This window comes from Hyphomicrobium sp. (assembly GCF_051860585.1).
Taxonomy (GTDB): Bacteria; Pseudomonadota; Alphaproteobacteria; order Rhizobiales; family Hyphomicrobiaceae; genus Hyphomicrobium_C.
This window is the reverse complement of the sequence record NZ_JBHYDS010000013.1, coordinates 1-23331: the sequence shown is the minus strand read 5'-3', so window position 1 is coordinate 23331 and position 23331 is coordinate 1. Positions and strand designations below refer to the sequence as shown.

22 protein-coding genes are annotated in these 23331 nt (G+C 61.3%); 13 read left to right on the top strand and 9 right to left on the bottom strand.

Translation table 11 applies throughout. From position 1 onward, the window contains the following. Window positions 1–49: 49 nt before the first annotated feature. Both ACTIFK_RS17185 and ACTIFK_RS17180 read right to left on the bottom strand, forming a co-directional pair. Window positions 50–1147 (bottom strand): porin, encoded by a 1098-nt coding sequence (locus ACTIFK_RS17185; protein WP_439544236.1) that lies wholly within the window; start codon window positions 1145–1147, stop codon window positions 50–52. A 132-nt stretch (window positions 1148–1279) separates the two neighbouring features. Continuing rightward, the gene (locus tag ACTIFK_RS17180; RefSeq protein WP_439544235.1) at window positions 1280–1426 is read right to left on the bottom strand and encodes a hypothetical protein; all 147 of its coding nucleotides are present in this window, start codon (window positions 1424–1426) and stop codon (window positions 1280–1282) included. A gap of 231 nt (window positions 1427–1657) precedes the next feature. Here ACTIFK_RS17180 and ACTIFK_RS17175 point away from each other — a divergent pair, with 231 nt between their 5' ends. The 13 genes from ACTIFK_RS17175 to ACTIFK_RS17115 all read left to right on the top strand — a co-directional run bounded on the left by ACTIFK_RS17175 (window position 1658) and on the right by ACTIFK_RS17115 (window position 14333). Beyond that, window positions 1658–1969 carry an urease subunit gamma gene (locus ACTIFK_RS17175; protein WP_439544234.1) on the top strand — a complete coding sequence of 104 codons (312 nt, stop codon included), beginning with the start codon at window positions 1658–1660 and terminating at the stop codon, window positions 1967–1969. A 28-nt stretch (window positions 1970–1997) separates the two neighbouring features. After that, window positions 1998–2507, top strand: coding sequence for an urease subunit beta (locus ACTIFK_RS17170; RefSeq protein ID WP_439544233.1), 510 nt, complete (start codon window positions 1998–2000; stop codon window positions 2505–2507). A gap of 30 nt (window positions 2508–2537) precedes the next feature. After that, window positions 2538–4250 (top strand): urease subunit alpha, encoded by a 1713-nt coding sequence (ureC, locus tag ACTIFK_RS17165; protein WP_439544232.1) that lies wholly within the window; start codon window positions 2538–2540, stop codon window positions 4248–4250. A 4-nt stretch (window positions 4251–4254) separates the two neighbouring features. After that, entirely contained in the window at window positions 4255–4755 is a 501-nt protein-coding gene (locus tag ACTIFK_RS17160; protein WP_439544231.1) for an urease accessory protein UreE, read from the top strand. Between the two features lie 43 nt (window positions 4756–4798). Next, window positions 4799–5512 (top strand): urease accessory protein UreF, encoded by a 714-nt coding sequence (locus ACTIFK_RS17155; protein ID WP_439544230.1) that lies wholly within the window; start codon window positions 4799–4801, stop codon window positions 5510–5512. A 27-nt stretch (window positions 5513–5539) separates the two neighbouring features. Beyond that, window positions 5540–6154, top strand: coding sequence for an urease accessory protein UreG (gene ureG / locus ACTIFK_RS17150; protein ID WP_439544229.1), 615 nt, complete (start codon window positions 5540–5542; stop codon window positions 6152–6154). After that, the gene (locus ACTIFK_RS17145) at window positions 6147–7025 is read left to right on the top strand and encodes an urease accessory protein UreD (protein ID WP_439544228.1); all 879 of its coding nucleotides are present in this window, start codon (window positions 6147–6149) and stop codon (window positions 7023–7025) included. The genes ureG and ACTIFK_RS17145 overlap by 8 nt, the downstream gene beginning before the upstream one ends. 289 nt (window positions 7026–7314) lie before the next feature. After that, the gene (locus ACTIFK_RS17140; RefSeq protein ID WP_439544227.1) at window positions 7315–8592 is read left to right on the top strand and encodes an ABC transporter substrate-binding protein; all 1278 of its coding nucleotides are present in this window, start codon (window positions 7315–7317) and stop codon (window positions 8590–8592) included. 68 nt (window positions 8593–8660) lie between these two features. Continuing rightward, the gene (locus ACTIFK_RS17135) at window positions 8661–9548 is read left to right on the top strand and encodes an ABC transporter permease subunit (RefSeq protein WP_439544226.1); all 888 of its coding nucleotides are present in this window, start codon (window positions 8661–8663) and stop codon (window positions 9546–9548) included. A gap of 3 nt (window positions 9549–9551) precedes the next feature. Then, window positions 9552–10673 (top strand): branched-chain amino acid ABC transporter permease, encoded by a 1122-nt coding sequence (locus ACTIFK_RS17130; protein ID WP_439544225.1) that lies wholly within the window; start codon window positions 9552–9554, stop codon window positions 10671–10673. Beyond that, window positions 10670–11416, top strand: a complete 747-nt coding sequence (locus ACTIFK_RS17125) for an ABC transporter ATP-binding protein (protein ID WP_439544224.1) — start codon at window positions 10670–10672, stop codon at window positions 11414–11416. Before ACTIFK_RS17130 ends, ACTIFK_RS17125 begins: the two co-directional genes overlap by 4 nt. Before the next feature lie 13 nt (window positions 11417–11429). Further along, a complete protein-coding gene (locus ACTIFK_RS17120) occupies window positions 11430–12134 on the top strand; it encodes an ABC transporter ATP-binding protein (RefSeq protein ID WP_439544223.1) in 705 nt (234 codons plus the stop codon). 30 nt (window positions 12135–12164) lie between these two features. Further along, window positions 12165–14333: a TonB-dependent receptor gene (locus ACTIFK_RS17115; RefSeq protein WP_439544222.1), complete on the top strand. Its 2169-nt coding sequence runs from the start codon at window positions 12165–12167 to the stop codon at window positions 14331–14333. Between the two features lie 127 nt (window positions 14334–14460). Here the strand turns inward: ACTIFK_RS17115 and ACTIFK_RS17110 are convergent, their stop codons facing one another. From ACTIFK_RS17110 to ACTIFK_RS17080, 7 genes are all read right to left on the bottom strand, one after another. Beyond that, window positions 14461–15093, bottom strand: coding sequence for a hypothetical protein (locus ACTIFK_RS17110; RefSeq protein ID WP_439544221.1), 633 nt, complete (start codon window positions 15091–15093; stop codon window positions 14461–14463). Continuing rightward, entirely contained in the window at window positions 15090–15749 is a 660-nt protein-coding gene (locus ACTIFK_RS17105; protein ID WP_439544220.1) for a hypothetical protein, read from the bottom strand. The genes ACTIFK_RS17110 and ACTIFK_RS17105 overlap by 4 nt, the downstream gene beginning before the upstream one ends. Beyond that, window positions 15746–16558, bottom strand: a complete 813-nt coding sequence (locus ACTIFK_RS17100; RefSeq protein ID WP_439544219.1) for a MotA/TolQ/ExbB proton channel family protein — start codon at window positions 16556–16558, stop codon at window positions 15746–15748. The genes ACTIFK_RS17105 and ACTIFK_RS17100 overlap by 4 nt, the downstream gene beginning before the upstream one ends. 223 nt (window positions 16559–16781) lie before the next feature. After that, window positions 16782–18179 carry a sensor histidine kinase gene (locus ACTIFK_RS17095; protein ID WP_439544218.1) on the bottom strand — a complete coding sequence of 466 codons (1398 nt, stop codon included), beginning with the start codon at window positions 18177–18179 and terminating at the stop codon, window positions 16782–16784. 172 nt (window positions 18180–18351) lie between these two features. Next, window positions 18352–19689 (bottom strand): HlyD family type I secretion periplasmic adaptor subunit, encoded by a 1338-nt coding sequence (locus ACTIFK_RS17090; protein WP_439544217.1) that lies wholly within the window; start codon window positions 19687–19689, stop codon window positions 18352–18354. Between the two features lie 13 nt (window positions 19690–19702). Continuing rightward, the gene (locus tag ACTIFK_RS17085) at window positions 19703–21445 is read right to left on the bottom strand and encodes a type I secretion system permease/ATPase (protein WP_439544216.1); all 1743 of its coding nucleotides are present in this window, start codon (window positions 21443–21445) and stop codon (window positions 19703–19705) included. A 47-nt stretch (window positions 21446–21492) separates the two neighbouring features. Then, window positions 21493–23331 (bottom strand): lectin-like domain-containing protein (locus ACTIFK_RS17080; RefSeq protein ID WP_439544215.1); only part of this gene is annotated, 1839 nt, incomplete at its 5' end.

Genomic DNA, 23331 nt, shown 5'->3' with positions numbered 1-23331 from the left:
CTGAGCGTGTCCCGCGCAGGAGCCTTGTCCGGATTGCGATGTGGAGTCGTTAGTACTGAAGCTGCAAGCCGAGCATGTAGCCGTCGACGGCTCCGCGTCCGTCATCTTTGAAATCGGTCTGGGAATAGATGGCCGACAGCCGGGCGTCATGCGCTTTGATGATGTAGTTCGTTCCGACTTCCCATTTGCTCACGTCGAAGCCTCCGTCGTCACGATCGAGGCTCTGGTACTGTGCGATCGGTTGGAACTGTCCAATGCCGATCTTTTCGGGAAAGAGATAGCTCGCGAGAAGGTAGTAGCCGCTACCGCTGACCAGGGATGTGGCTTTGCCGTCGGTGTCGTGGTGATAGTAGGAGCCTTCGAGCGTTACGACGCCGCCAGTCCAGATCTTCTTTTGCAGCAAACCGTCGATGGAAAAGCTCGAATAGTCGCCGCGATCGGTCACCGTTCCGGTCGCGTCTTCCTGGAGCGCTGTCGAAATCCCGACCGAGAGGATCTCTTTCTGCCCGTAGTAATCGGTAGCCGGGTAATAGCCAGGCTCGGGATCCCAGAATGCGTAGCTCAAACGGCCTGCGAACATCGGATTGTCGTCGCGGTTCGAGCCCGTGGCGCACGGTGCATCATCGCTGCACCCTTGAAACGCACCGACCTGGTATTTGAACTTGCCGCCGCCTGTCTGGCCCCAAACGGTGACACCGTTGTCGCGGCCGGCGACATAGGAGGGGAAATTGTTGACGATGGGGAAATCCCAGATGCCCATGTAGTACTGGCCGGCGAGGTTCGCGCGATCGAGCGGCATCACCATGCGCCCCGCCCAGATATTGAAGTAGTCATTGAACTCGAAGCGCGCGATGGCGTCATAGGCACGCAGACTGTCGATGTCGCCATCCACGTCGCGACCTACGTCGGCGTTGAACGTGAAGCCGATGATCTTCGTCAGCTGCCCGCTCGTATAGAGCCGTAGACTTTCGACATCTGCGTTGTCGTCTCCTTCAATGTCGCGGTAGGTGACCCGGATGCCGGCCCCGACCGTCAGCGATGCGTCTTCGCCGAATTTCCACGTTTCACCTGCATTTGCGTTTGCGGCCAGCGTCGTGGCTGCAGCGGCCATGCATGTGGCGGCGAACCTGCCTTTCCGTGCAATCATGTGTCGTCCCCTCGAAATCTATGCCGGAAAGCTGTCGGATCTTTTCCGTCGCTTCCGGCTCCACCCACAGACACGCCGCAAACTTCTCGCGACGTGCTCCCAAACACTCTCCCCGTATTCCGCCCCAGGACTTCAACGGACGGTCTCGTCCGCGCGCAGCCGGCTTCTTGTTGAGCCGATCGGTATTCGTTGGCGAAGGCTTCGTGCGATCGATGCCGGCGCGATGGCCGTGTTCGCGTGCGCGTTGATCGCAACGGTGATCGTGAACTTCTCCAGCATCGAATCCGCTCATCAGAGCGCTCGGATGCGATCCCGGACAATCTCCCTGATTGGGTAGATGGCCCGCGTCTAAGCACGCTCGTATGCTTTGAAATGACTAGATCGCAGGCCCGTTATGTGTGCGAACAGTCGCTAAAATAGGCATTTCGCGTCGCTGGCGAAGATCGGTCCAATAGTGGGTCAGCTTCGTTGGGCACCAAAGATGCAAGGTCCGACCGAGGATATTCGACAATGCATATGACGTTGCGAGAGGAAGAGCGCATTCAACTCTGGGCGGCTGCGGAAATGTCTCGCAGGCGCATCGAAAAAGGCGTGCGCCTCAACTATCCGGAAGCCGTTGCGCTGATCTGCGACGAGATCCTCGAGCGCGCTCGTGAGGGATGCATTCCGATGTTGACCGACATGATGGAGTACGGAGCGACCATCCTGAAGCGCGAACACGTGATGGAGGGCGTGCCCGAGATGATCAACATGCTGCAGGTGGAAGCGCTGTTTCCGGACGGCACCAAGCTCGTCACGGTCATGAACCCCATTCGCGATTGACAAATGCCCCGATGGCAGGAGCCGTTCAATGTCTGCAAAATTCGTTAGACCACCTATCCCGCAGTCTATCGTTCCCTCGGAGGCGTTCGACGTCGGACGGCCCGATACGTGCGGCGTCATCGACTTTGCCGATGGCGATATCGAGATCAACGTCGGCCGCCGCGCGATCGAGCTTGTGCTCGTAAACACCGGTGATCGTCCGATCCAGATCGGCGCGCACTATCACATTGCCGAGTGCAATCGCGCCATGGCTTTTGATCGCGCCGCTGCATTTGGGATGCGTCTCGACATCCCGAGCGGCACAGCCGTTCGCTTTGAGCCTGGACAGAGCCGCAAAGTGCAGCTGACGACCTATGTCGGCCGCGAGGTGGCATTCGGCATGAACAACATGACCAACGGAACAGTCCGGTCCGAGATCATCAAGGATCAGACCGTGCGCCGCCTCCGCGAGAACGGGTACTGCTTCGAGGGCGAGCGCTTCAAGGTCAGTCCGAAGCCTGATGAGCAGTTCGCCGACAAGGGCGACAAGAGCAACTGAGTCCCGCTGCGCTGAACCGGAACAACGATCATGAGCATGAAAATTTCACGTCCTGAATATGCGGCACAGTACGGGCCGACGACGGGCGACAAGGTTTATCTCGCAGACACCGGCCTCGTCGCGGAGATCGAGCACGACTACACGACCTACGGCGACGAGCTTGTGTTCGGCGGTGGCAAAACCATCCGCGATGGCATGGGCCAAGCGTCGAAGTGGAAAGCGAGCGACGGTGCCCTCGATCTTGTGGTCACCAACGCAATCATCATCGATCCGATCCTCGGCGTTGTAAAAGGCGATATCGGCATCAAGGATGGCTACATCGTTGGGATCGGAAAAGCCGGCAACCCGGATACGATGAACGTCACGCCAGGGCTGATCGTGTCGCCGAACACCGATATTCTCTCGGTCGAGGGGATGATTGTCACGCCAGGATTCGTCGACATCCATCCGCATTTCGACTCGGTACAGCAGTTGTTCGAGTATCAGAACTCAGGGTTCACGACGGTCATTGGCGGCGGATCAGGCCCAAAGACCGTCGGCATCGAATGCCCGGGCGTGTTCAATCTGCATCGCATGCTCGAAGCCATGGCGGACATCCCGCTCAATTTCGGCAACTTCGGCAAAGGCAACGCGGCGACAAAAGGAGCCCTGGAAGAGCAGATCGTTATCGGCGGCGCCACGGGACTGAAGATTCACGAGGACTGGTCTTCGTCCCCCGCCTCGATCGAGACGTGCATGTCCTTGGCGGACGAGCTTGACTTCCAAGTTCAGGTCCACGCCGACACGCTCAACGAGACGGGTTATTACGAGGACACGCTTGCCGCGATCAACGGGCGCGTGATGCACATCTATCACGCCGAGGGCGCGGGCGGCGGCAACGCACCCGACATCATGCGCTGCTGCATGGAGCCCAACTGTCTTCCAAGCTCGACCAATCCGACCAACCCGTTCTCGATCAACACGTACGATGAAGAAATCGACATGTTGATCACGTGCCACAACCTGAACAAGAGTGTGCCCACCGATATGGCGTTCATTCAGGGGCGTGCGCGCGCAGAGACGATGCGAGCGGAAGACGTGCTGCATGATCTTGGCGCGTTCAGCATGATCGGATCCGATAGTCAGGGCGTGGGACGTGCCGCTGAAAGCGCGCAACGCACGTTCCAATTGGCCGCCGTCAACAAAATGCGTTTTGGCGCGCTTCCCGAGGACGGGCCCGGCAACGATAACTTCCGCATCCGGAGATATCTCGCCAAGGTGACGATCAATCCCGCCATCACCTTCGGCGTCGATTCGTACGTCGGCTCGATCGCACCCGGAAAGCTCGCAGATCTCGTGCTCTGGAAGCCGAAGTTCTTCATTGCCAAGCCGGAAGTGACAGTGAAGGGCGGCTTCATTTCTCACAGCGTGATGGGTGACCCGGCCGGATCGCTCATGACCTGTCAGCCCCTGAAGTACAGGCCGCAGTACGGGTCGCTGGGAGCTAACCCGGCCCGCACCAGCTTGTCATTCGTTACGAGGGCCGCGATCGACGCGGGGCTCGAAGGGCGCCTGCGCACGCACCAAACCCTCGTGCCGGTCAAAGGCACGCGAACGCTTTCGAAGCGCGACATGGTGCACAACAACTACATGCCCAACATCGAAATCGATCCGGAAACGTACAACGTCTACGTCGATGGCAAGCGCATTACCGTCAAGCCGGCGAAGACCCTTCCGCTGACTCAACTCTACTACTTCCGGTGACAACATGAGTGTCGTGACGTCAATCCGTGGAAATGTGAGTGCGCTCGAGACGGGCGTTGTGGTGGACCCGTTGCCGCTGACCTCTGCGCAGCGGGCAAGCGCCCATTTTTCAGCGCCCACCGCGCGCGGGAAAACGGTTCGCGTATCCTTGCCGCGCGGAACCGAGCTGCACGACGGCGACGTCCTGGAGTTTGACGACGGCGTCGCGGTCGTTGTCGTTGCGGCAGCGGAGGACCTGCTTTTCGTCAAGCCGGCTGGCGATGGCATGATGTGGTGGGTCGCCTGCTATCAGCTCGGCAACCTGCACCGGCCGGCCCGCTTTCTGGACGACGGGATCCTGACGCCGTACGACCCCATGGCGCTCAATATCCTTCGCGGCTTTGGCGTGCTGGTCGAGCGCTGCAATCGGCCGTTCGTTGGAAGGCGGTTCGGTGCCGTGCAAAGCCATCATCATCAAAGCGATGCCGACCATCACCATTCCCGCGGCCATGGCCAGACGGGCTGACGATGCACAAGCGGCACCGCGGCTGCGGTGTACTGGGGATGTCATGAAGACGCCAAACACGCGATCAAACGGAAGCGACAGTTTTCTGCTGCTGCTTCAGGTCTCGAATTCTTCGTTTCCAACAGGATCGTTCAGTCATTCATACGGGCTCGAGACGCTGATCTTCGAGGGCGCCATCCACTCGCCGGCGAGCGCGGAGCAGTGGTGCCGCAACTGGCTGCGGTTCGGCGTGGCGTGTGGCGACGGCATTGCGGTCGTAGCCGCGTTCCGGCGCACGCTGTATTCGAACATGGATGGGATGGGCAAGCTCGTTCAGCTCGTCGAGGCTTTGAAAATTGGCCGCGAGTCCCGGGACGCTTCCGCCAAGACCGGCGCCGCCTTCCTGACCGCCTGCCGCGACGTGTTCAAGATCCCCGAAATCGACCGTCTCGACACGTCTCTCAAAGCGCTCGGCATGCGCCCGCATCATGCGGTCGTGTATGGGGTCGCAGGAGCTGGACTCGGCTTCACCGAGCAGCAAACCATCGAGACATATCTCTGGAGCAGCCTATCGAACATCGTCTCTGTCGTCGGACGGCTTCTGCCGCTCGGGCAAACCGACATCCAGCGCATCCTCAAGGAAGCTGCACCTCTGATCGATCAATCGGCCGAGATAGCGCGCTCGCGTGACGAGGCGCACATGTGCTCGATGAATGCCGCCTTGGATGCCGCCTCGATGCGGCATGAGCGGTTACGGACCCGCCTTTGCATTTCGTGACTGCGGAAGCTTGCTGGGAGGTTCGAAATGAGGAAGCCTATTCGTCTTGGCATCGCCGGGCCCGTGGGGACCGGAAAGACGCACCTTGTTGTCCAACTCTGTCGCACGATGGGGAAGAAATACTCCGTTGCCGTGATCACGAACGACATCTTTACGAAGGAAGACGCAGAATTCGTGTCGCGTAGCGGCGCCATTGATACGGCGCGGATCGTCGGCGTCGAGACCGGCGGATGCCCGCATACCGCCATCCGGGAAGACGTCTCGATGAATCTTCTCGCCTGCCACGAGCTCGCGGAAACGTTTCCGGATCTCGACATCATCTTCATTGAAAGCGGTGGCGACAATCTTGCCGCGACCTTCAGCCCGGAGCTTGCCGACAGCCACATCTACGTCATCGACGTCGGCCAGGGCGAAAGAATCCCGCGCAAGGGCGGGCCCGGCATCGTGCAATCTCCGCTGCTGCTGATCAACAAGATCGACATTGCGCCATATGTCGGATCCAGCCTCGAGGTCATGGATCGCGATTCAAAGCGCATGCGCGGCAACCGGCCTTACATCTTTTCCGACATGAAAAGCGGAATCGGCCTCGAGCAGGTCGTGTCTTGGATCGAACGCGATGTGATGATGGTGGAACATGCTTGACGGAAACGCGATCGACGGCCCGGTAAAGCCGGACCCATCATGGCCCATCGGTAAGCACGCCCTGATGAACCTCAACATCGTCAAGCGCAAGGGTCGCACGGAGATCGATCCAAGCAATTGGCGCATTCCCTATCAGTGGCAAGGTACGCACTACCAGGACAACGACGATCAGCCGTTTCTGCTGCTGATAAACGCCGGCGGTGGATTTGTGGAGGGCGACGTCGCGGAGCTGCACGCTCGGATGGAGCCAGGCACGCGTGCCGTGATCACGACGACAGCGGCGAGCAAGTTCTACAAGTGCCCGGGAAAGGCCATCTCCCGGGAACTGGTGCGTCTTCACGTCGGACCGGAAGCGCTGCTTGAGTACTATCCCGACGAATCCATACCCTTCGCGCAATCACGCGTCGAACGGCGCACCGAAATCGACATTGCATCGAGCTCGCGGTTGTTCGCAGTCGACATGTTGTCCGCGGGACGCATTCATTACGGCGCGGGCGAGATCTTCGCCTTCGACCAACTCCAGTCGGAGTTTTCCGTGCGCATTGATGGCCAAACCAGGTTTGTCGATCGCATCGTCGCGCTTGATCGCGATGAAGCTCGTGCATTGAAAACGCTTTGGCAAGGCGCGCACCATGTGGCAACCGTCGTGTGCTACGACGCCGCCTTGCCTCATGGCATCGAAGCCGAAGTCGAGGCGGCGCTAGCGGATCACGGTCTGACGTCCGCAGGTGCGAGCCGTGTCGGCAACATGTTGACGAGCCGAATTCTCGCGAAAGAAGCATGGCATTGCCACGAAGCCGTTCAAAGAGCGTGGGGAGTCGTCCGCCCACACATCGCCGGAAAGCCTGCGAAGCTTATTCGCAAATGCTGAGTCTGGATCGCCTCATCCAGCTAGGGACGCATTGACGCAGAGCCCCCGTGACGACAGAGGTTGGTTCGCTTCTTGAAGCGCGCCACCCCAAACGGCATGCAAACTTGCGGACATGGGTAAACCTGATCGAATGGCGGTCATTCAGAATGCTGAATGCCCAATCCATAAGCGCTCCACGCGCTGATCTCCCCAAACGGGTAAATAGTCTGAGTGCCTAATCACAATATGATTATTCGGCAGCCGGCAAAGGGCCGGCAATCCGAACACCTTGATTAGGATAAAACCCGCGATGAATTCCACAGCCTGGAAATACGGGAAAGCGCCGTTATTCGCCGCTTTGCTGCTTGGCACCGGTTCGCTGCTTGCGTCCGAGCAAGCGCATGCGAAAGACGAGATCGTACTCTGCACGATCGACGACTTGTCCGGAGATTTCTCCATCATGTCGACGCCAAAGACGTACGGCTACAAGCTTGCGGTCAAGGAGATCAACGACGCCGGCGGCATCGAGGTCGATGGCAAGAAGAAGAAGGTCAAGCTCGTCTCCTATGACGGGCAATCGAACGTCACGCGCTACCAGCAGCTCGCGCAACGTTGCGTGTTCGAGGACGAGGCGAACACTGTCATGGCGGGCTACACTGGCGCCGAGCGCGAAGCGGCCCGCCAGGAGGTTGTGCGCAACAAGGTCATCTACTGGCACAACAACCAGGGCGAAGGTGGTATCGCCGATCGCTACTCCTTCTTCTCCGGCGTGACGCCCGAGCAGCAGGTGCTGCCGGCCATCAAGTACATGATCGAGAAGATCGGCCCGCGAATGACATTTATCGGCGCGGACTACAATTTCTGCCGCGCGATCGGGCAGTGGGTGCGCGTCGCCGCCGAGCTCAATGGCGGCAAGATCGAGTTGGAAGAGTATTTTCCGTTCGGTGTCTCTCAATGGCAGGCAACGATCGACAAGATCAAGGGCGTGAAGCCGGATTTCCAGGTTCACTGCCTCGTTGGCGCTGACCACGCGCAGTTCTATCCGCAGGCCCAGGCCTCGGGATTGAGCACGCCGATGTGGTCGAACGTTACCATCTCTGACGGATACGAGCACAAGCGCTTCGCGCCGCCCGCACTCGCCAACATGTACGTCCCGCCGGGATACATCGAGGACGTTCCGGGTGAGTCCAGCAAGGCATTCGCCGCCAAAATCCGCGCCATGTTCCCGGACGTCCCTTACGTGAACGAGCACGCGGCCTTCGGCTACGTCGCCGTCAAGGCAATGGCCCAAGCATGGGCGAAAGCCGGCACCGTGGACACCGAGAAGGTCGTCGACGCGCTCCAGGGCGATATCTCGATCCCCGATGCGCCGGGTGGCCCCTGGACCCTGCGCGGCGGTCAGCATCATGCGGCAATGCCGAGCTATCTGTTCAAAGTGAAGGACGACCACTCGCTCGAATTGCTCACGGAGTTCGGCGTCACCGAGCCGACGTTCCTCAAAGACGTTGGCGTCGACATGACCAAGTCCGCTCCCGGCCGTCAATTCCTGCCGCCGGACAATCCGGCCTGGGCGAAGTTCTTCAAGTAACCCCCAAAGGATGCCGGGTCGCGAATTTGGCTCGGCATCCTTTGCCAATCTGGGCGGAGTTGGAAAGCATGGAATTCGGACAGGTCGTCAGTTTCGCATATCAGTACTTTGACAATGCAGCCTTCCTCGCCTTGTCGGCGGTGGGGCTCATTCTGATTTTCGGAATGATGGGCGTGATCAACATGGCCCATGGCGAACTCATGATGATTGGGGCGTACGTTGCGACGTACGCCTACTATGCTGGCATTCCGGTTCCATTCGCCATTGTCCTTGCAGGGATCGTGACGGGCCTCGTCGGAATAGCGATCGAACGATTGATTGTCCGGCATTTCTACAATCAGCTTTTGTCATCCCTGGTTGTAACGTGGGGCCTGAGCCTCATTATCTCTCAGGGCATGCTCATGGCCTTCGGGCCGTCCGCGATGAATATTCCGACGCCGTTCGGCAGCTTCAGCGTCGGAGAATTCTCGTTCGGCATCTATCGAATGGTGCTTTTCGCCGTCGCGTTTTGCCTCATCGTTGGCGTGTGGGCGCTTTTCCGCTTTTCGATGTTCGGCATCAGGGCGCAGGCCGCCATTGAAAATCCTTCCATGGCGCAAGCCCTCGGTATCGATACGCGCCGCATCTACACGCTGACATTCGGACTTGGCAGTGCCATGGGCGGCATCGCCGGCGCCATGTTCGCCATGACGGCTGCCGTGTCTCCGTTCTTCGGCCAAGCCTACACGCCGATGGCGTTCATCACCGTTGTGATCGGTGGAGGAGCGAACGCGATTGCAGGCCTCGTCTTCGCCGTTGCGTACCTGGCGGGCGTTCAGACGCTCGCGGTGAACATCTTCAACCAGTACGTCGGATACATCTCGATCATGGCTGCCGCGCTCGTCGTGCTGCTCGTCATGCCGGCGGGAATTTCCGACTTCGTCGAGCGCCGCCGCGTTCGCGCAATGCAGAGGTGATCAATGAACGGAGAAATGAACGTTCTCTGGCGCACCCTGCGCAAGTTGAACGGCCCACAGACGCTCGGCAATAGCCCTTTCTTCTGGGGGTTCCTGATCCTCGGAGTGGCGCTTCTGATTGCGCTTCCATACCTCGCGTCGCGGTACCAGGTGATGAATATGAGCAACATGCTCATCTCATCCATTCTCGCGATGAGTCTATGCCTGATCTGGGGCTACGGCGGAATCCTGAGCCTCGGCCAAGCGTCGTTCTACTGCATCGGCGGGTACGCATTCGGCATCGTCGGAATCAATTTGATCGAATGGAGCGGGAACACGCACCTGGCGCTGGTCGCCGGCATTGCTGTCCCCGTGGTTTTCGCGGCCGCCCTCGGCTTGATGATGTTTTACAGCCGGCTCCAAGGTGTCTACGTCGCGATATTGACATTGGTTGTCTCTCTGCTGCTCGGTCTGTTCATGCGCCAGACGGCCGATCCGTTCTACACGATCGGAAAGGCGGCGCTCGGCGGCATGAACGGGCTTAAGCCCGCAGGCGCGGGCGATCCTGGCGTGCCTGCGCTCACGTTCGGCTTCGGAGATTTTGCCATCGCCTTCGATGGACGAACAGCAGACTTCTACTGGCTGATCCTCGCCATCACGGTCGCCGTCTATCTGGGACTGCGCGCGCTTGTGAACTCGAGCTTCGGCTACGTCCTTGGCGCGTGCCGGGAAGATCTCGATCGCACCGAAACCCTCGGCTACGACATCCGTCTCATTCAGCTCGGCGTTTTCTGTCTCTCCGCAGGAATCGCAGGGCTGTCGGGCGCGCTTTATACCGCCTGGGGCGCTTACATCCACCCGGATGGCTTCAGCGTCGCGCCAAACATTCTCGTTGTGATTTGGGTCGTCGTGGGTGGGCGCAAGGATCTCACGTCGGTGGTGATCGCGACACTTGCGTTGGGCTGGATCGGGCAACTGCTCGCATCCTACGGCGAGGTCTCCCTCTTTATCCAAGGTCTCATCCTTGTCGGAGCGATGCTGCTCGCGCCTGATGGCATCGTCGCGCAGGTCGGCGCCTGGATCGGTAAATTGGTAAAGCGCATCGCACAGCAGCCAGCCATGTCGCTGAAGGAGCGCGCCACATGACGAATTCATTCACTCTCCCCGGGAGCGAAGACGACGTCATTCTCGAGGTAAGCGATGTGCGCAAGTACTACGGCGGCATCCATGCGCTCGACGGCCTGTCGTTGAGCGTGAAGCGCGGCGAAGTTCATTGCGTTCTGGGTCCAAATGGCGCCGGCAAGAGCACGTTCTTCAAGACGCTGATCGGCACCGAGCGCCCGACATCGGGCCGCATCATCTACAACGGATCGGACATTACGCGTTTCCCGGCGTTTCAACGCGTGCGGGCAGGATTGTCCGTCAAATTTCAGAACCTGCGCCTGTTCGGCGAGCTGACTGTCGGACAGAACCTCTTCACAGCGCTACGTCGCAATCGGCGCTATGACGAAATACCTGAGCACACGAGGGCGCTACTGACTCGCATTCACCTCCGCGGCTCAGAAGACCGATTGATGCGTCATCTTTCGCACGGTGAACAGCAACGAGTTGCGATCGCCATGTCCCTTGCGAGCAATCCTCAGATCGTACTCCTGGATGAACCGACGGCCGGGCTCTCTGTCGATGAGACGCGTCTGGTTGAGGACATCATTCACGACGTGAATCAGCGCGGCGTCACTGTGGTTGTGATCGAGCACGACATGGACTTCATACGCAGCCTCAATGGGCGTGTGAGCGTGCTGCACTACGGCAAGCTGTTTGCCCAGGGAAGCTTCGACGAAATCGCCGACAACGACGATGTGCGTCGCATCTATCTTGGCGCGGCGTAGCAGGAGACCCGGGATGTCGAAATTACGAATAAAATCGCTCCGCTCGGGTTACGGCGGTGTTCGGATCATCAACGATTTCTCCATGGATGTCCAAGAGGGAGAAATCGTGGCCGTCATCGGACGCAACGGCGTGGGCAAGACGACGCTGATGAAAAGCATCATCGGCAACGTCAAGACGTCGGGCGGCACGATCGAGTTTCTTTCCAAGAACATAAATGGACTCTCGCCGTCCGCCCGCGCGCGCCTCGGAATTGGCTACGTACCGCAAGGTCGCGGCATATTCACGAAGCTGACCGTCGAGGGCAATCTGAAGCTTGGTATCGGTGTCGGCAATGCAACCGCGGCGCACTTCGATCGCGTCTTTTCCTTCTTTCCCATCTTGAGCAAACGCCTGACGCAGCAGGCGGGCTCAATGAGCGGCGGAGAGCAGCAGCAACTCGCCATCGCGCGCATACTCGTCGGCTCGCCCGGCATCATGCTTCTCGATGAGCCGTCTGAGGGGATACAGCCAAACATCGTGCAGGAGATTGGGAGAACAATCCGCCGCCTGCGCGACGAGCAGAGCCTGACGATCGTCATCGTCGAGCAGAACCTTGGGCTCATTCAGGCCGTGGCGGATCGCTGCGTCGTGATGGACAAGGGCGTGGCCATTGCCGAAGTCAGTCCCAAAGACCTCGACGATCCGGAAGTATCGCAGCGTTACTTGGCCATTGGCTAGCTGGCATACCCTGATTGCGGAGGCGTGTTCATGCGCATAAATCTACTCGTTGTGTCGGCTGTTTCTTGTGCGGCAATGGGCGATGGAGTCTATGCCCGGGAGGCACAGCAGCTTCCGACCATCACGGTAACGACCGCGCCGCCCAAGCCCGAGAAGCCGAAGGCCGCGGCACCCAAGACAACCTCGACAAATCACGATGCACCGTCGAGCAATCCCTCCCCTTTCACAGCAGTCGATGCGCTCGACGCGCGCGCCGGCGACATCGGAACGGCGCAGTCCGCGAGCCAGGGTGTCGTCACCGCTAGCGAACTTCAGTTGCAACCCGTCTATCGCACCGGTGAGGTGCTGGAGGCGGTTCCGGGCCTTGTGGTCACGCAGCACAGCGGCGAGGGCAAGGCCAATCAGTACTTCCTGCGCGGCTTCAACCTGGATCATGGCACCGACCTCGCCATCTCGATCGACGGCATGCCGGTCAACATGCGCACGCACGGCCACGGCCAGGGTTATGCCGACACCAGCTTCATGATCCCCGAGATCCTGCGCGGCCTCGCATTCCGTAAGGGTCCCTACTTCGCTTCCGAAGGTGATTTCTCTTCCGCCGGCGCTATCCATCTGGACGTGGCCGACAAGCTCGACAAGAACTTTGGGCAGGTCGAAGTCGGCAGCTTCGGCCATCGCCGTGCCGTCGCGGGCGTCTCCGAACGCGTCGGCCTCGACGGCACGCTGCTGATAGCCGGCGAGGTCGTGAAATTCGACGGTCCGTGGGACAGGCCGGACGACGTCCGCAAGCTCAACGGCGTCGTGCGCTATTCGAACGGCACCTATGACAACGGCTTCGCGCTCACCGCCATGGCCTATTCCGGACATTGGTATGCGACGGATCAAATTCCGCTGCGCGCAGTCGAGAGCGGGCTGATCGGCCGCTACGGCACGCTTGATCCGACCGATGGCGGCAGCTCGCACCGTTACAGCCTTTCCGCACGCTGGCACGAAACCACCGCCGAGAGCGCAACACGGCTCAATGCCTACGTGGTGAATAGCGATCTCGCCCTCTTCAACAACTTCACCTATTTCATGAACGACCCCGTCAACGGGGATCAGTTCCGCCAGAACGACGACCGGCTGATGGCTGGCTTCAGCGCCAGCAAAACGTTCTTTGGAACGGCGCTCGGTGCGTTCAAGAGCGCAACGGCATTCGGCGTGCAGACGCGTTACGACGACATCGATGTCGGCCTGTTCAATACCCGGGACCGTTTCACCCTCTCGACAGTGCGCGAGGACAGCGTGCGGGAAGCAAGTGTCGGCGTGTACGGCGAGAGCACGCTCGCCTGGACATCATGGCTGCGCACGACAGCCGGGCTGCGCGCGGATCTCTATGCCGCGGACATCTCCAGCGATCTCGCCGCCAACTCCGGCGACGACGTGGATGCCATCGTGAGCCCCAAGCTCGGCCTCGTGCTCGGCCCGTGGAACCACACCGAGTTCTACGCCAATGCCGGCACCGGTTTTCACAGCAACGACGCGCGCGGCACGGCAACGACAGTCGATCCGGTGACCGGCGATCCCGCAACGCGGGTGCCGTTCCTGGTCCGATCGGAAGGGGCCGAGATCGGCGTGCGCACGCAGCCCAACGCGGTCCTGACCAGCACGCTCTCGGCTTTCATTCTCGATTTTGATTCCGAGATCGTGTTCGTTGGCGATGCCGGAACGACGGAAGCCAGCCGACCGAGCCGCCGGATCGGTGCCGAATACACGCTGCAGGCGCGGATCGCGCCTTGGTTGAGCCTCGATCTCGATGCCGCCTACACCCATGCTCGCTTTCTCGAAGACGATCCGGGTGCGCCGGGACGCCGCATTCCCGGCGCAATCGAAGGCGTCGTCGGCGCGGGGCTCACATTCGACAACCTCGGCGGATGGTTCGGCGGCCTAACCGTGCGCTACTTCGGTGCCCGACCGCTAATCGAAGACAACAGCGTGCGCTCAGGCTCGAGCACACCGGTATCGGGACGGATCGGCTACCGGTTCGACGACGGGCTGATCGCGCGGCTCGACGGCTATAACCTGTTCGACGAGACCGCGAGCCAGATCGACTACTATTACGCCTCGCAGCTGGCTTCCGAGGCCGGCCCCGTCGACGACATCCACTTCCATCCGCTGGAGCCGCGGTCGTTCCGCCTCTCGCTCACCAAGCAGTGGTGATCACTGCAGCTCCGACCGTTGATCGGGAGGGGCACGGAATCAGAGCGGAGACCGGTTCGCACACGGCGGCCTCGGAAATTGACCCGGCCGTTCTTCGGTTCGATCCGTTTGTCACGCTTGCGACGGCTCAGAATTCAGGGAGGTCCTTCGGCGGCAGCAACGGCTTTGGCAGCGGAATGAGATCGATCGATTTCGTTTGCCCGCCCAGAGACGACGGATCGAGAATGCCGCCACCCGATGGATCGCCACCTGGCACGGCACCCTGCGAGACCATTCTGATATTGACGCCCGTCATGAGGCCGTCCGTTGCACTCAATCCGACATTCGGAGCGAGGTCGACAGCGCCAGCCTTGCCGCCCTGTGCGTTGCCCTTCTTGATTTCCGATTGGGCCTCTGCCGTCTTTTGCGCAAGCGCCACGGAATAGGGCACCACGTAGGCGCGCGGCTCGCCGCTCGGAATGTTGCGCTCGTCAAGCGCCTCCACCCAGAGATGGATTTCGCCCGGAAACTGTTTCGACGCATTCGGCTCGAGAATGCGAGTCCACAACACCTGGAAGCGCTCCGGCATCGCCGTCGCCGCCGACCACCCGAGCAGGCTCTGGGACCAGAAGAAGACAGCGACGTTGAAAACCCCCATGGCGGCGATGACGGCGATCTTGACGTCGCGCCGAAGGGCCACGCGCGCAAGGACAATCAGCAACACCGATGCAAGCGCAGCATAGGCGATGGTGAGAAACAGGACATGCATTTGAACCGTCATTGCTTGCCGCCGTATTGGGACAGAGAGGCGCCGTTTAGGCTGGGATCGAAAAATGTCTGCAGGATCGATCGGTCGACACGGCTGGTGCCCACGACCTCGCCCTTGGCGTCGAGCGTGAAGCGCGCTGCCGTCTTTTCTGAGTTCGATTGGCCCATTTCGAGCGTTTCCTTGGCGACCACGGTGACGCGTGGGTTCAGCTTCTCGATCGTCACCGTGACAGGCACCGGGGCGCCGGTTTGAGCGGTAAAGTGATAGACGTTGACGGTGTATTCGCCCGCAACGATGCCCCGGAGGCTGACCAGCTCCTGGCGGGCCGATGACCGGACCTTCTCGCCACCGACCAACATGAAGTCGTTGGCGCCGCCGCGATTGTCGCGTTCGAGGGACATAAAGCCGATGTCGCGCCGGCGATACCAAACGATATTGCCGGTAGGATCTTGCACCATGAGATCGAAATCGTCGGGATGATTGTCAGGCCAGGTCATCGAGATGAAGAACTCCGCCTTGCTGTCGATCTTGCCCGAATCCTTCTGCTGCGAGATGGCGAGGAAGGCGATCAGGAACAGGAAGGCCATGACCTGAAGCGCCTTGAACAACACGACGCTTAGCGGATCGAACGGCGGCTCGCTCGAGCGCAGGCTGAAATCGCCGATCATCGCGCCCCACCTGTCTTCCGATCGAGGACGGGGACGACGTGGACTTCCGTCAAGGCGACGGCGGATGTGAAGAGCTTGGAGGTCGCGGCTTCGACGAACTGGTATTGGATTTTGATAAGGATCGACCCGACGAGCCCCGCAAGCGTCGTGTACATGGCGACAGCCATGCCCTCGCTCATGAGCGGCATCGCCAATTTGATCGCTGCTTGATCATCGGCATTGAGGCCGGCGATCGGCGCGAGCATCATGATGAAGCCGACAATCGTGCCGAAGAGTCCCAGCTTCATGACGAGGTCGCCGGCAAATGGGCCAAAGGCGTTGGGGCCGCTCAGTCGCTCGGCCAGAACACGCAGCAGAAGCGTTTGATCGAACTTCCGATCTTGATCGCTCAGCTTCGAGGTCGTCACGAGGTTGCGGATGTGGTCGGCCACGAGGCCGCCGTTCAGGTCTCCGCTTCCGGGTTCGGCGTCTCGCGCGATTTCGAGGATGCGACGGCGCTTCTCGCCTGCTTCGGAAATGGACGCCGCGAGCCATTTCCCCGCGTCCGCTTCGCGCGAGATCGCCAGGCACCGCCACAGGCAGTGTAAGGACGTGGCGACGTAGATGAGAATGATGAAATGGGTGATGTGCGTCGGATCGGAGGTCAGTGCCTTATCCGCCAAGCCGTAGAACCACAACAGCACGAAGGTGAGCAGGTTCGCGCCCGCAAAGATCATCCATGACAGCACGGGGTCGGCAGCCTCGATCAGGCGTCTATCCGCACGCACGGTGGCGCCCTTGATCGAATTCCTTTCAACGATATCCAGCATTCCTGACCACCTATATGTCGCTCTCGCTCCGCACGTGGCGGGCTGGAGAACATTAGGCGGCGTAGGGAAGCCTAAGGAGAGCACGAAGCCCGAAAAAGCCGGGCAATATGCCCGATCGCTCGAAAGCGCTCGCCTGCGAGTGAGGCTCAATCCTGAGACAGCGCGATCTTCACATCGTTGATCTGCACGAGCCCTGCTTCGACGAGCAGACTCGTCACGCTGGTCATGCGGGGACCGGATCGACGCCAGCGTCATTCAAACCGAAAATGGGAATGACGGCCGCGACGCGGATGCCGGACGCGGCATTGCCGATCGACAGCTTGCCACCGAGCGCGGCGATCCGCTCTCCTATTCCGAGCAACCCGTGCCCGCCGTCTCTCTTGATGCGTCGAGCATCCCCGCCACCGTCATCCTCGACGGAGAGTGCAATCGCCCGGCTGTCATGCGCCAGATATTCGACCTTGAGACGAACCACCGTCGGCGTGCCGTGCTTCACGGCGTTTGTCAGGCATTCCTGGGCGATGCGATAGATATCGATCGCCACCTGCTTCGGCACGGCCTCGAATGGGCCAACGGCGTTCAACCGGAACGAGGTCTGAGACGCCGATTGCATATTGTAGTCGGAAACAAGCTGACGAAGGCTGCCTTCGAGTCCGATCTCGTCGATGCTCTGCGACCTTAAGCGCACGAGCGTTGAGCGCAGCGTTTCCATCATGCTCTTCTGAACTGCGGCGATCTTGCGGGCATCCTCCGCAATGTCCTCCTGCCCGCTTGCTGCACTGCTCTCGATGAGAGCCGCAAGCGCGACAGTTGCCGTCAAGCTTTGTCCGAACTCGTCGTGCAGGTCGCGGGCAAGGGCGCGTCGCTCGTCCTCCTGAACCTGCATCAATCGCGTCGTCAACGCCGCACGCGCGGCGTTGGTCCGGGAAAGGTCGTCTGCGAGATCGTTGACAGCGTAGGCGATGCGATCGAACTCGGTCGCGCGGAACCGCGGCAGACGAAATGCATTGTTCGCCTTCTGCAGTTCTTTCAAACCTTGAATGATCGTACCCGCTGGTTTGAGCGTGTGCCCGATCATGAGGACGGCCAGAATGGCAATGCCGGTGGCCAGCGTACTCGCGACCGCGGCAATCACAGAGACCCGGCCCCAGGACTGGCGAAGGGCGGCGTCTGGTTCGGCAACGGTAATGTAGGTGCCCCCGCTCTTGTCGCGCAGCGACAGCGCGCGAACGACCGGTTCGTGGGCGCCGAGCAAGGAGGTGTAAACGTAAGCGAACCAGGAGGGCGGCACCGGACCGAGGCCTTCAGTCTGGCTGCAGAGCTGGTGCGGTTCGCTTCCGGGCGGAGCATAGGAGACGCAGACGCCGGGCGCGATAACCGTGAGCGTCGATAGCGTCTCCCAATCCGGCATCGGCAAAAGTGTGTCCTTGCTCATGCCGCCGCGCCAAACGAGCTTCTGCCAAAAGAGGGCCTCGAGATGCCGCCCCACCCGATCTGCCGATGCCGCGGTCTCGCGTTCGATGGTCCTGTGCGCGTCGACCATGACCCAGCCAATGGCACCGATCAGGCAGAGCAAAACCACGGCAACGAGCCGCGCAATGAGATGAGCGAGCAGATTCATCGCGAACCTCATCTTGGTCTAGGGCCGCGAATGTAGCACGAACGAGCGGCTGGACAATGAATGCCGCACTGAGAACGTTGGGCTTCTGCCGCTCCGGCCCGGTCCCCCTACACGGGTGCGCCACCCGGTTTGCGGCGACATCTCGACCAACGCACGGGACCCGCCGATGGGCTCATTTCTCCCGAAATGCGCGCCCCCATTGATCGGAGAACGGCTTCATGAGGTAGGAGAGCGCTGTTCGCTGGCCGGTCTCGATGTAGGCTTCGACCGGCATTCCCGGCACGAGCTTCGACCCGTTGAGCTTCTTGAGCTCGCCGGCATCGACGCCGACGCGCGCTACGAAATAACTCTGTCCGGACGAAGTCTCGTGCGTGAGGTCGGCGCCAAGGCGTGTGACAGTCCCAAGAATTTCCGGTGTCGTTGCCTGGTTGAGGGCGGTGAAACGCAAGGTGCTCTTCTGCCCGATAGAGATCTGATCGATATCGTTAGGACGGAGATGCAGCTCGACACTGAGCTCATCGTTGTCGGGGACGATGAGCATGACCGGCTCACCCGCCTCGATCACGCCGCCCACGGTGTGCACCGCGAGCTCATGCACGACGCCCGTTTGCGGAGAGCGCAGATCCGTTCGCTTCAACTGGTCTTCGGCGGCAATCTGGCGTTCCTGCAACTCCACCTGCTTGGCATGGACTTCGCGCCGTTCCTGGACGATATCCTGCCGTTGCTGCTGGAAATGACTCAATTTCTGCAGCTCGATTTCCGCGGCCTTGCCCTTGGCCTGGGCCGCTGAAGCGCGCAACCGGCTCTGATCTCCAGTAAGGCGGGCCGCCTCGCGCCTGCGCTCCACCATTTTTGTCGTGGTCACGAGCTGTTTCGTCTCCAACTGTTCGAGGCCCTTGATCTCCTCGCCGATGAATTCCAGTTCCTTGGCGTTGGCCTTGAGTTGATCCGTGAGACCGGAAACCTCCTCCCGCTGTTGTGCGATGCGTTCGTCGAACTGCGACTTCTGGCTGCTGCATGTCGCGCGGCGAGCTTCGTACGCGATCGTTTCGGTCGCAAACAGCGATTGGATGTAAGGATCTTCGGCGCGCTCGGAGAGGGAGACTGGGAATTTGAACGCCTTCTGCGCGCTCAGGTCGGGTCCGAGTGTCAGCTCAAGCTCGAGACGGTCCCCGCGCATCAAAAGCTCATAGAGTTGCCGGTTGATGATTTGCAGGTTGGCGCGGGTAATCGTGTCATCCAACAGGATGAGCGGATCGCCGGCCATCACCTTCTGGCCTTCTTTGACCAGGATGGCCCCGACGATACCGCCATTCGGATGCTGCACCTTCTTGACGCTCGTCTCGACCACGACGGTGCCCGGCGCGATGATCGCGCCTGAAAGCTTGGCAGTTGCCGCCCAGCCGCCGAAACCCACGAACAGAAGCGCCACGGTTGCGAGGCCTGCCAGGACGAGGGGGCGCAGGCTGGGTTCGGGAAGTATGGCTCTCTCCCTGATGACGTCAGCCATCACACTCTCTCACTCATGAGCTGTTGTCGCTGACGAGAGACAGCGTCGCGACCGGCGCTGCCGCAACCGGCGTCTTCACCGCGCGACGCAGCACGTCGTCGCGAGGACCGAACGCGGTGAGCATCCCGCCACCGATCACGGCCACCATATCGACGGCGGCAAGCACGCTCGGCCGGTGCGCGACAACGGCGACGATTCCGCCGCGCGCCCTCACGTTCTCGATGGCTTGGACGAGCGCCGCCTCGCCGTCAGCGTCGAGGTTCGAGTTCGGTTCGTCGAGAACGACCAGAAACGGCGTACCGTAGAGCGCCCGGGCCAGCGCAATGCGCTGCCGCTGGCCCGCCGAGAGGAAGCTGCCGCGATCTCCAATAGGTGTTTCGTAGCCCTCCGACAGGCCGAGGATCATGTCGTGCACCTGCGCGGCCTTGGCGGCGGCGATCACGGCGCCCGGGTCGCCATTTGCTTCGAAACGAGCGATGTTTTCGGCGATCGTGCCGGCGAACAGCTCGACGTCCTGCGGCAGATAGCCGACGTGTCGGCCGAGCGCCTCCTCCGACCAGCGGTCGAGCGCTGCCCCATCGAGGCGCACGGCGCCGCGCGCAAGCGGCCACACGCCGATCATGGCCCGGGCGAGCGTCGACTTGCCGGCAGCGCTCGGCCCGATGATCCCGACGCCTTGGCCGGCGCGGAGGGCAAAGCTGATGTTGTTGAGGACGATATGCTGCGTTCCGGGAACCGGAACTGTCACCGCGTCAAGGGAGAGCTGCTCGGTGGGAGGGGGCAACGGCAACGGTTCGTATTTGGGTGTCGGAACGGCAGCGATTGCAGCCCCGAGCCGGGCATGGCTTTGGCGGGCGGCCGCGAAGACCTTCCAGTTCGCGATCGCAAGCTCGATCGGAGCCAGCGCGCGCGCGGACGCGATGGACGCGGCGATGATGGCCCCCGCGGTCACCTCGCCCGCCAGCACCAGGTAAGCGCCGAGTCCGAGGATTGCCGATTGCAGGATCATGCGTAGAATTTTTGAGATGCTTCCCAGAACCCCAAGGGTGTCGCTCAGGCTCATGTACGGCGCGAGGTAGGCGGCGTTGGCCGCTTCGAACCGGTCGAGCGCCCGGCGGCCGAACCCCATGGCGCGCAGCACTTCGGCGTTTCTGACGTTCGCCTCGGCGATCGCGAGACGGCTCACGGCCGCGCTCGAGACGCTCTTGCCCAAGTCACGCGTCAACCATTCGGTCAGCACCGTCAGACCGATCAGGACAACGGCACCGAAGGTCGCCAGCCAGCCGAGCGAGACATGCAGCAGAAACACGAAACCAAGATAGAGCGGGAACCAGGGTAGGTCGATGAGGGCGACGAGACTCTGGCCCCCGACGAAGCTGCGAATGGCCTCGACGTCGCGCAGCGGCTGGAGCGACTCGCTCGTTGATCGCCCGTAGAGCGGCATCCGGATAGCAGCGGAATGCGCCGGTACCGTAAGCCGCCGGTCGACGCGGCCGGCAATTCGCACCAGGAGTTGTCCTCGGATGATATCGAGAACGCCCTGGACAACGAAGAGGCCCAAGGCGAGGGCGGAGAGCGCCAGAAGCGTGGGAACGCTCCCGCTCGCAAGAACGCGGTTGTAGACCTGCAGCATGTAGAACGCGCCGGTCAACGCCAGCAGATTGATCACGCCCGACAAGAGGACGATGGTCCAGAACACACCCTTGAGCTGGGCAAGGGCGCTGGCTAGAGCCGGAGAAAGAGCGTTCGATTTCATCGCTACACACGCTGTCCTGGATCGCGGCGCGAACCGGGACTCAAAGTTCAGATCAAGTGGAAATCGTTCGGCCCGTGCGTCGCGACCGTCTTGTTCTTCACGGTCAGGTTATCGAATGCTGTTGCGGCGATGACGATGTCGTGTCCAACCTGAGCCGTCGCCTGCTGCACGGCCGCAAAATCCGCAAACGCCGACGTCGCGACGTGGAAGATGTCTCTGACACCGCCCGTGTCGCCGAAGTGTGCGCTGGCATCGTTGCCGAAGCCCGGGTTGAAGATGAACGTGTCGTTTCCCCAACCGGCGGAGAGGGTGTGGTGGTCGGCGCCGCCTGCCATGCGATGATCGCTAGAGTCCGGGGTGGAGGTCGCCAAGGTTGTCGCATTGAGCGTGACGCTATCCGGTGCTGCGAATGTCTGTGCGATGTTCGCGACCCCATTGCGGTCTGCATGCAGGATAGTCCCGTTCTCGGCGGTGGCGTCGAGGGCGAGGATGCGGACTTGCTGCTGGGCCGAGCCGCCGCCGGTGGCGGCGGTGAATCCGAAGTAGGCGAACGGCGATCCGCCAAGGAACGCCTGCGAGAGGTTGCCGGTCCAGACCCCGGCGGTCACGCCGTCGACGGTGTAGCTCAGCGTCGTGCCGTTCCAGATGACGTCGACGTCATGCCATTGGCCGTCCTCGATGTTGCCGAGGGAGAACGGCGTCGTCACCTCGGGATTGGTCGTCGTCCGGTCGGTGTCGAAGATGTTGGTGTGGTCGGTGGACGGCTCGGGGTAGGTCCAGAAGCTGTAGAAGATGTCGAACTCGATGCCGACGCCGTTCTGGATGCCGAGCGCGCCGAGCCCCGTGCCGCCGCCCGCGGTGCCGAGCGCCTGGGCCCCAAGCGGTGAGTTATGCAGCACGAAGGCCATGCCGTCGGCGCCGGCGTCGTTCGCTCCGACGTTGATCTCGAACGAGATCGAGAACGCGCTCCTGAGGTCGATCCGCGTTTCCGACATCACGCTGCCGGCCTGGTTGCCGGTGTTCGGCGTCAGGACGTAGATGTCCTGAGAGGTGTTGTGCGTGGTGCTGCCGTTGGGATCGAGCCCGACGCCGAGATTGAGCACCGTCGATGGGTTGATGCCGACGGAGACCACCTGCTCGGCCGTCCCGCCGTGGCCGTCCGAGACCAGGATGGTGAAGCTGTCCGCGCCGTTCGCATTGCCGTTGGCCGTGTAGGTGAAGCTCCCGTTCGAGAAGGCGACGGCGCCTTTGGCTGGCGTGAAGCCCGTCTTCAGCGCGTAACTCAGGCTGTCGCCGTCGACATCGCTCGCTCCGATGGCAACCGGCTGGGTGGCCGTGCCGGCCGAGGCGGTGATGCTCTTCGTCGCCGCCGCAGTCGGGGCATCGTTGACCGGCGTGATGTTGACCGAGATCGCCTTCTCCGCCGTGCCGCCATGACCGTCCGAGACCGTGATGGTGAAGCTGTCGGCCCCGTTGGCGTTGGCGGTCGGCGTATAGGTGAAGTTGCCATTGGAGAATGCAACGGCGCCCTTGGCCGGCGTGAACCCCGTCTTCAGGCTGTAGCTCAGCAGATCGCCGTCGGCATCGCTCGCCCCGATGGCGATCGCCGTCGAAGCGGTATCCTCATTGATCGTGAAGCTGCCGGTCGCGGCGACCGTCGGCGGCGTGTTCGCGGCCCCATTGCGATCCGCGTGCAGAATGGTCCCGTTCTCGGCGGTGGCGTCGAGGGCGAGGATGCGGACTTGCTGCTGCGCCGAGCCGCCGCCGGTGGCTCCGGTGAATCCGAAGTAGGCGAACGGCGATCCGCCGAGGAACGCCTGCGAGAGGTTGCCGGTCCAGACCCCGGCGGTCACGCCGTCGACGGTGTAGCTCAGCGTCGTGCCGTT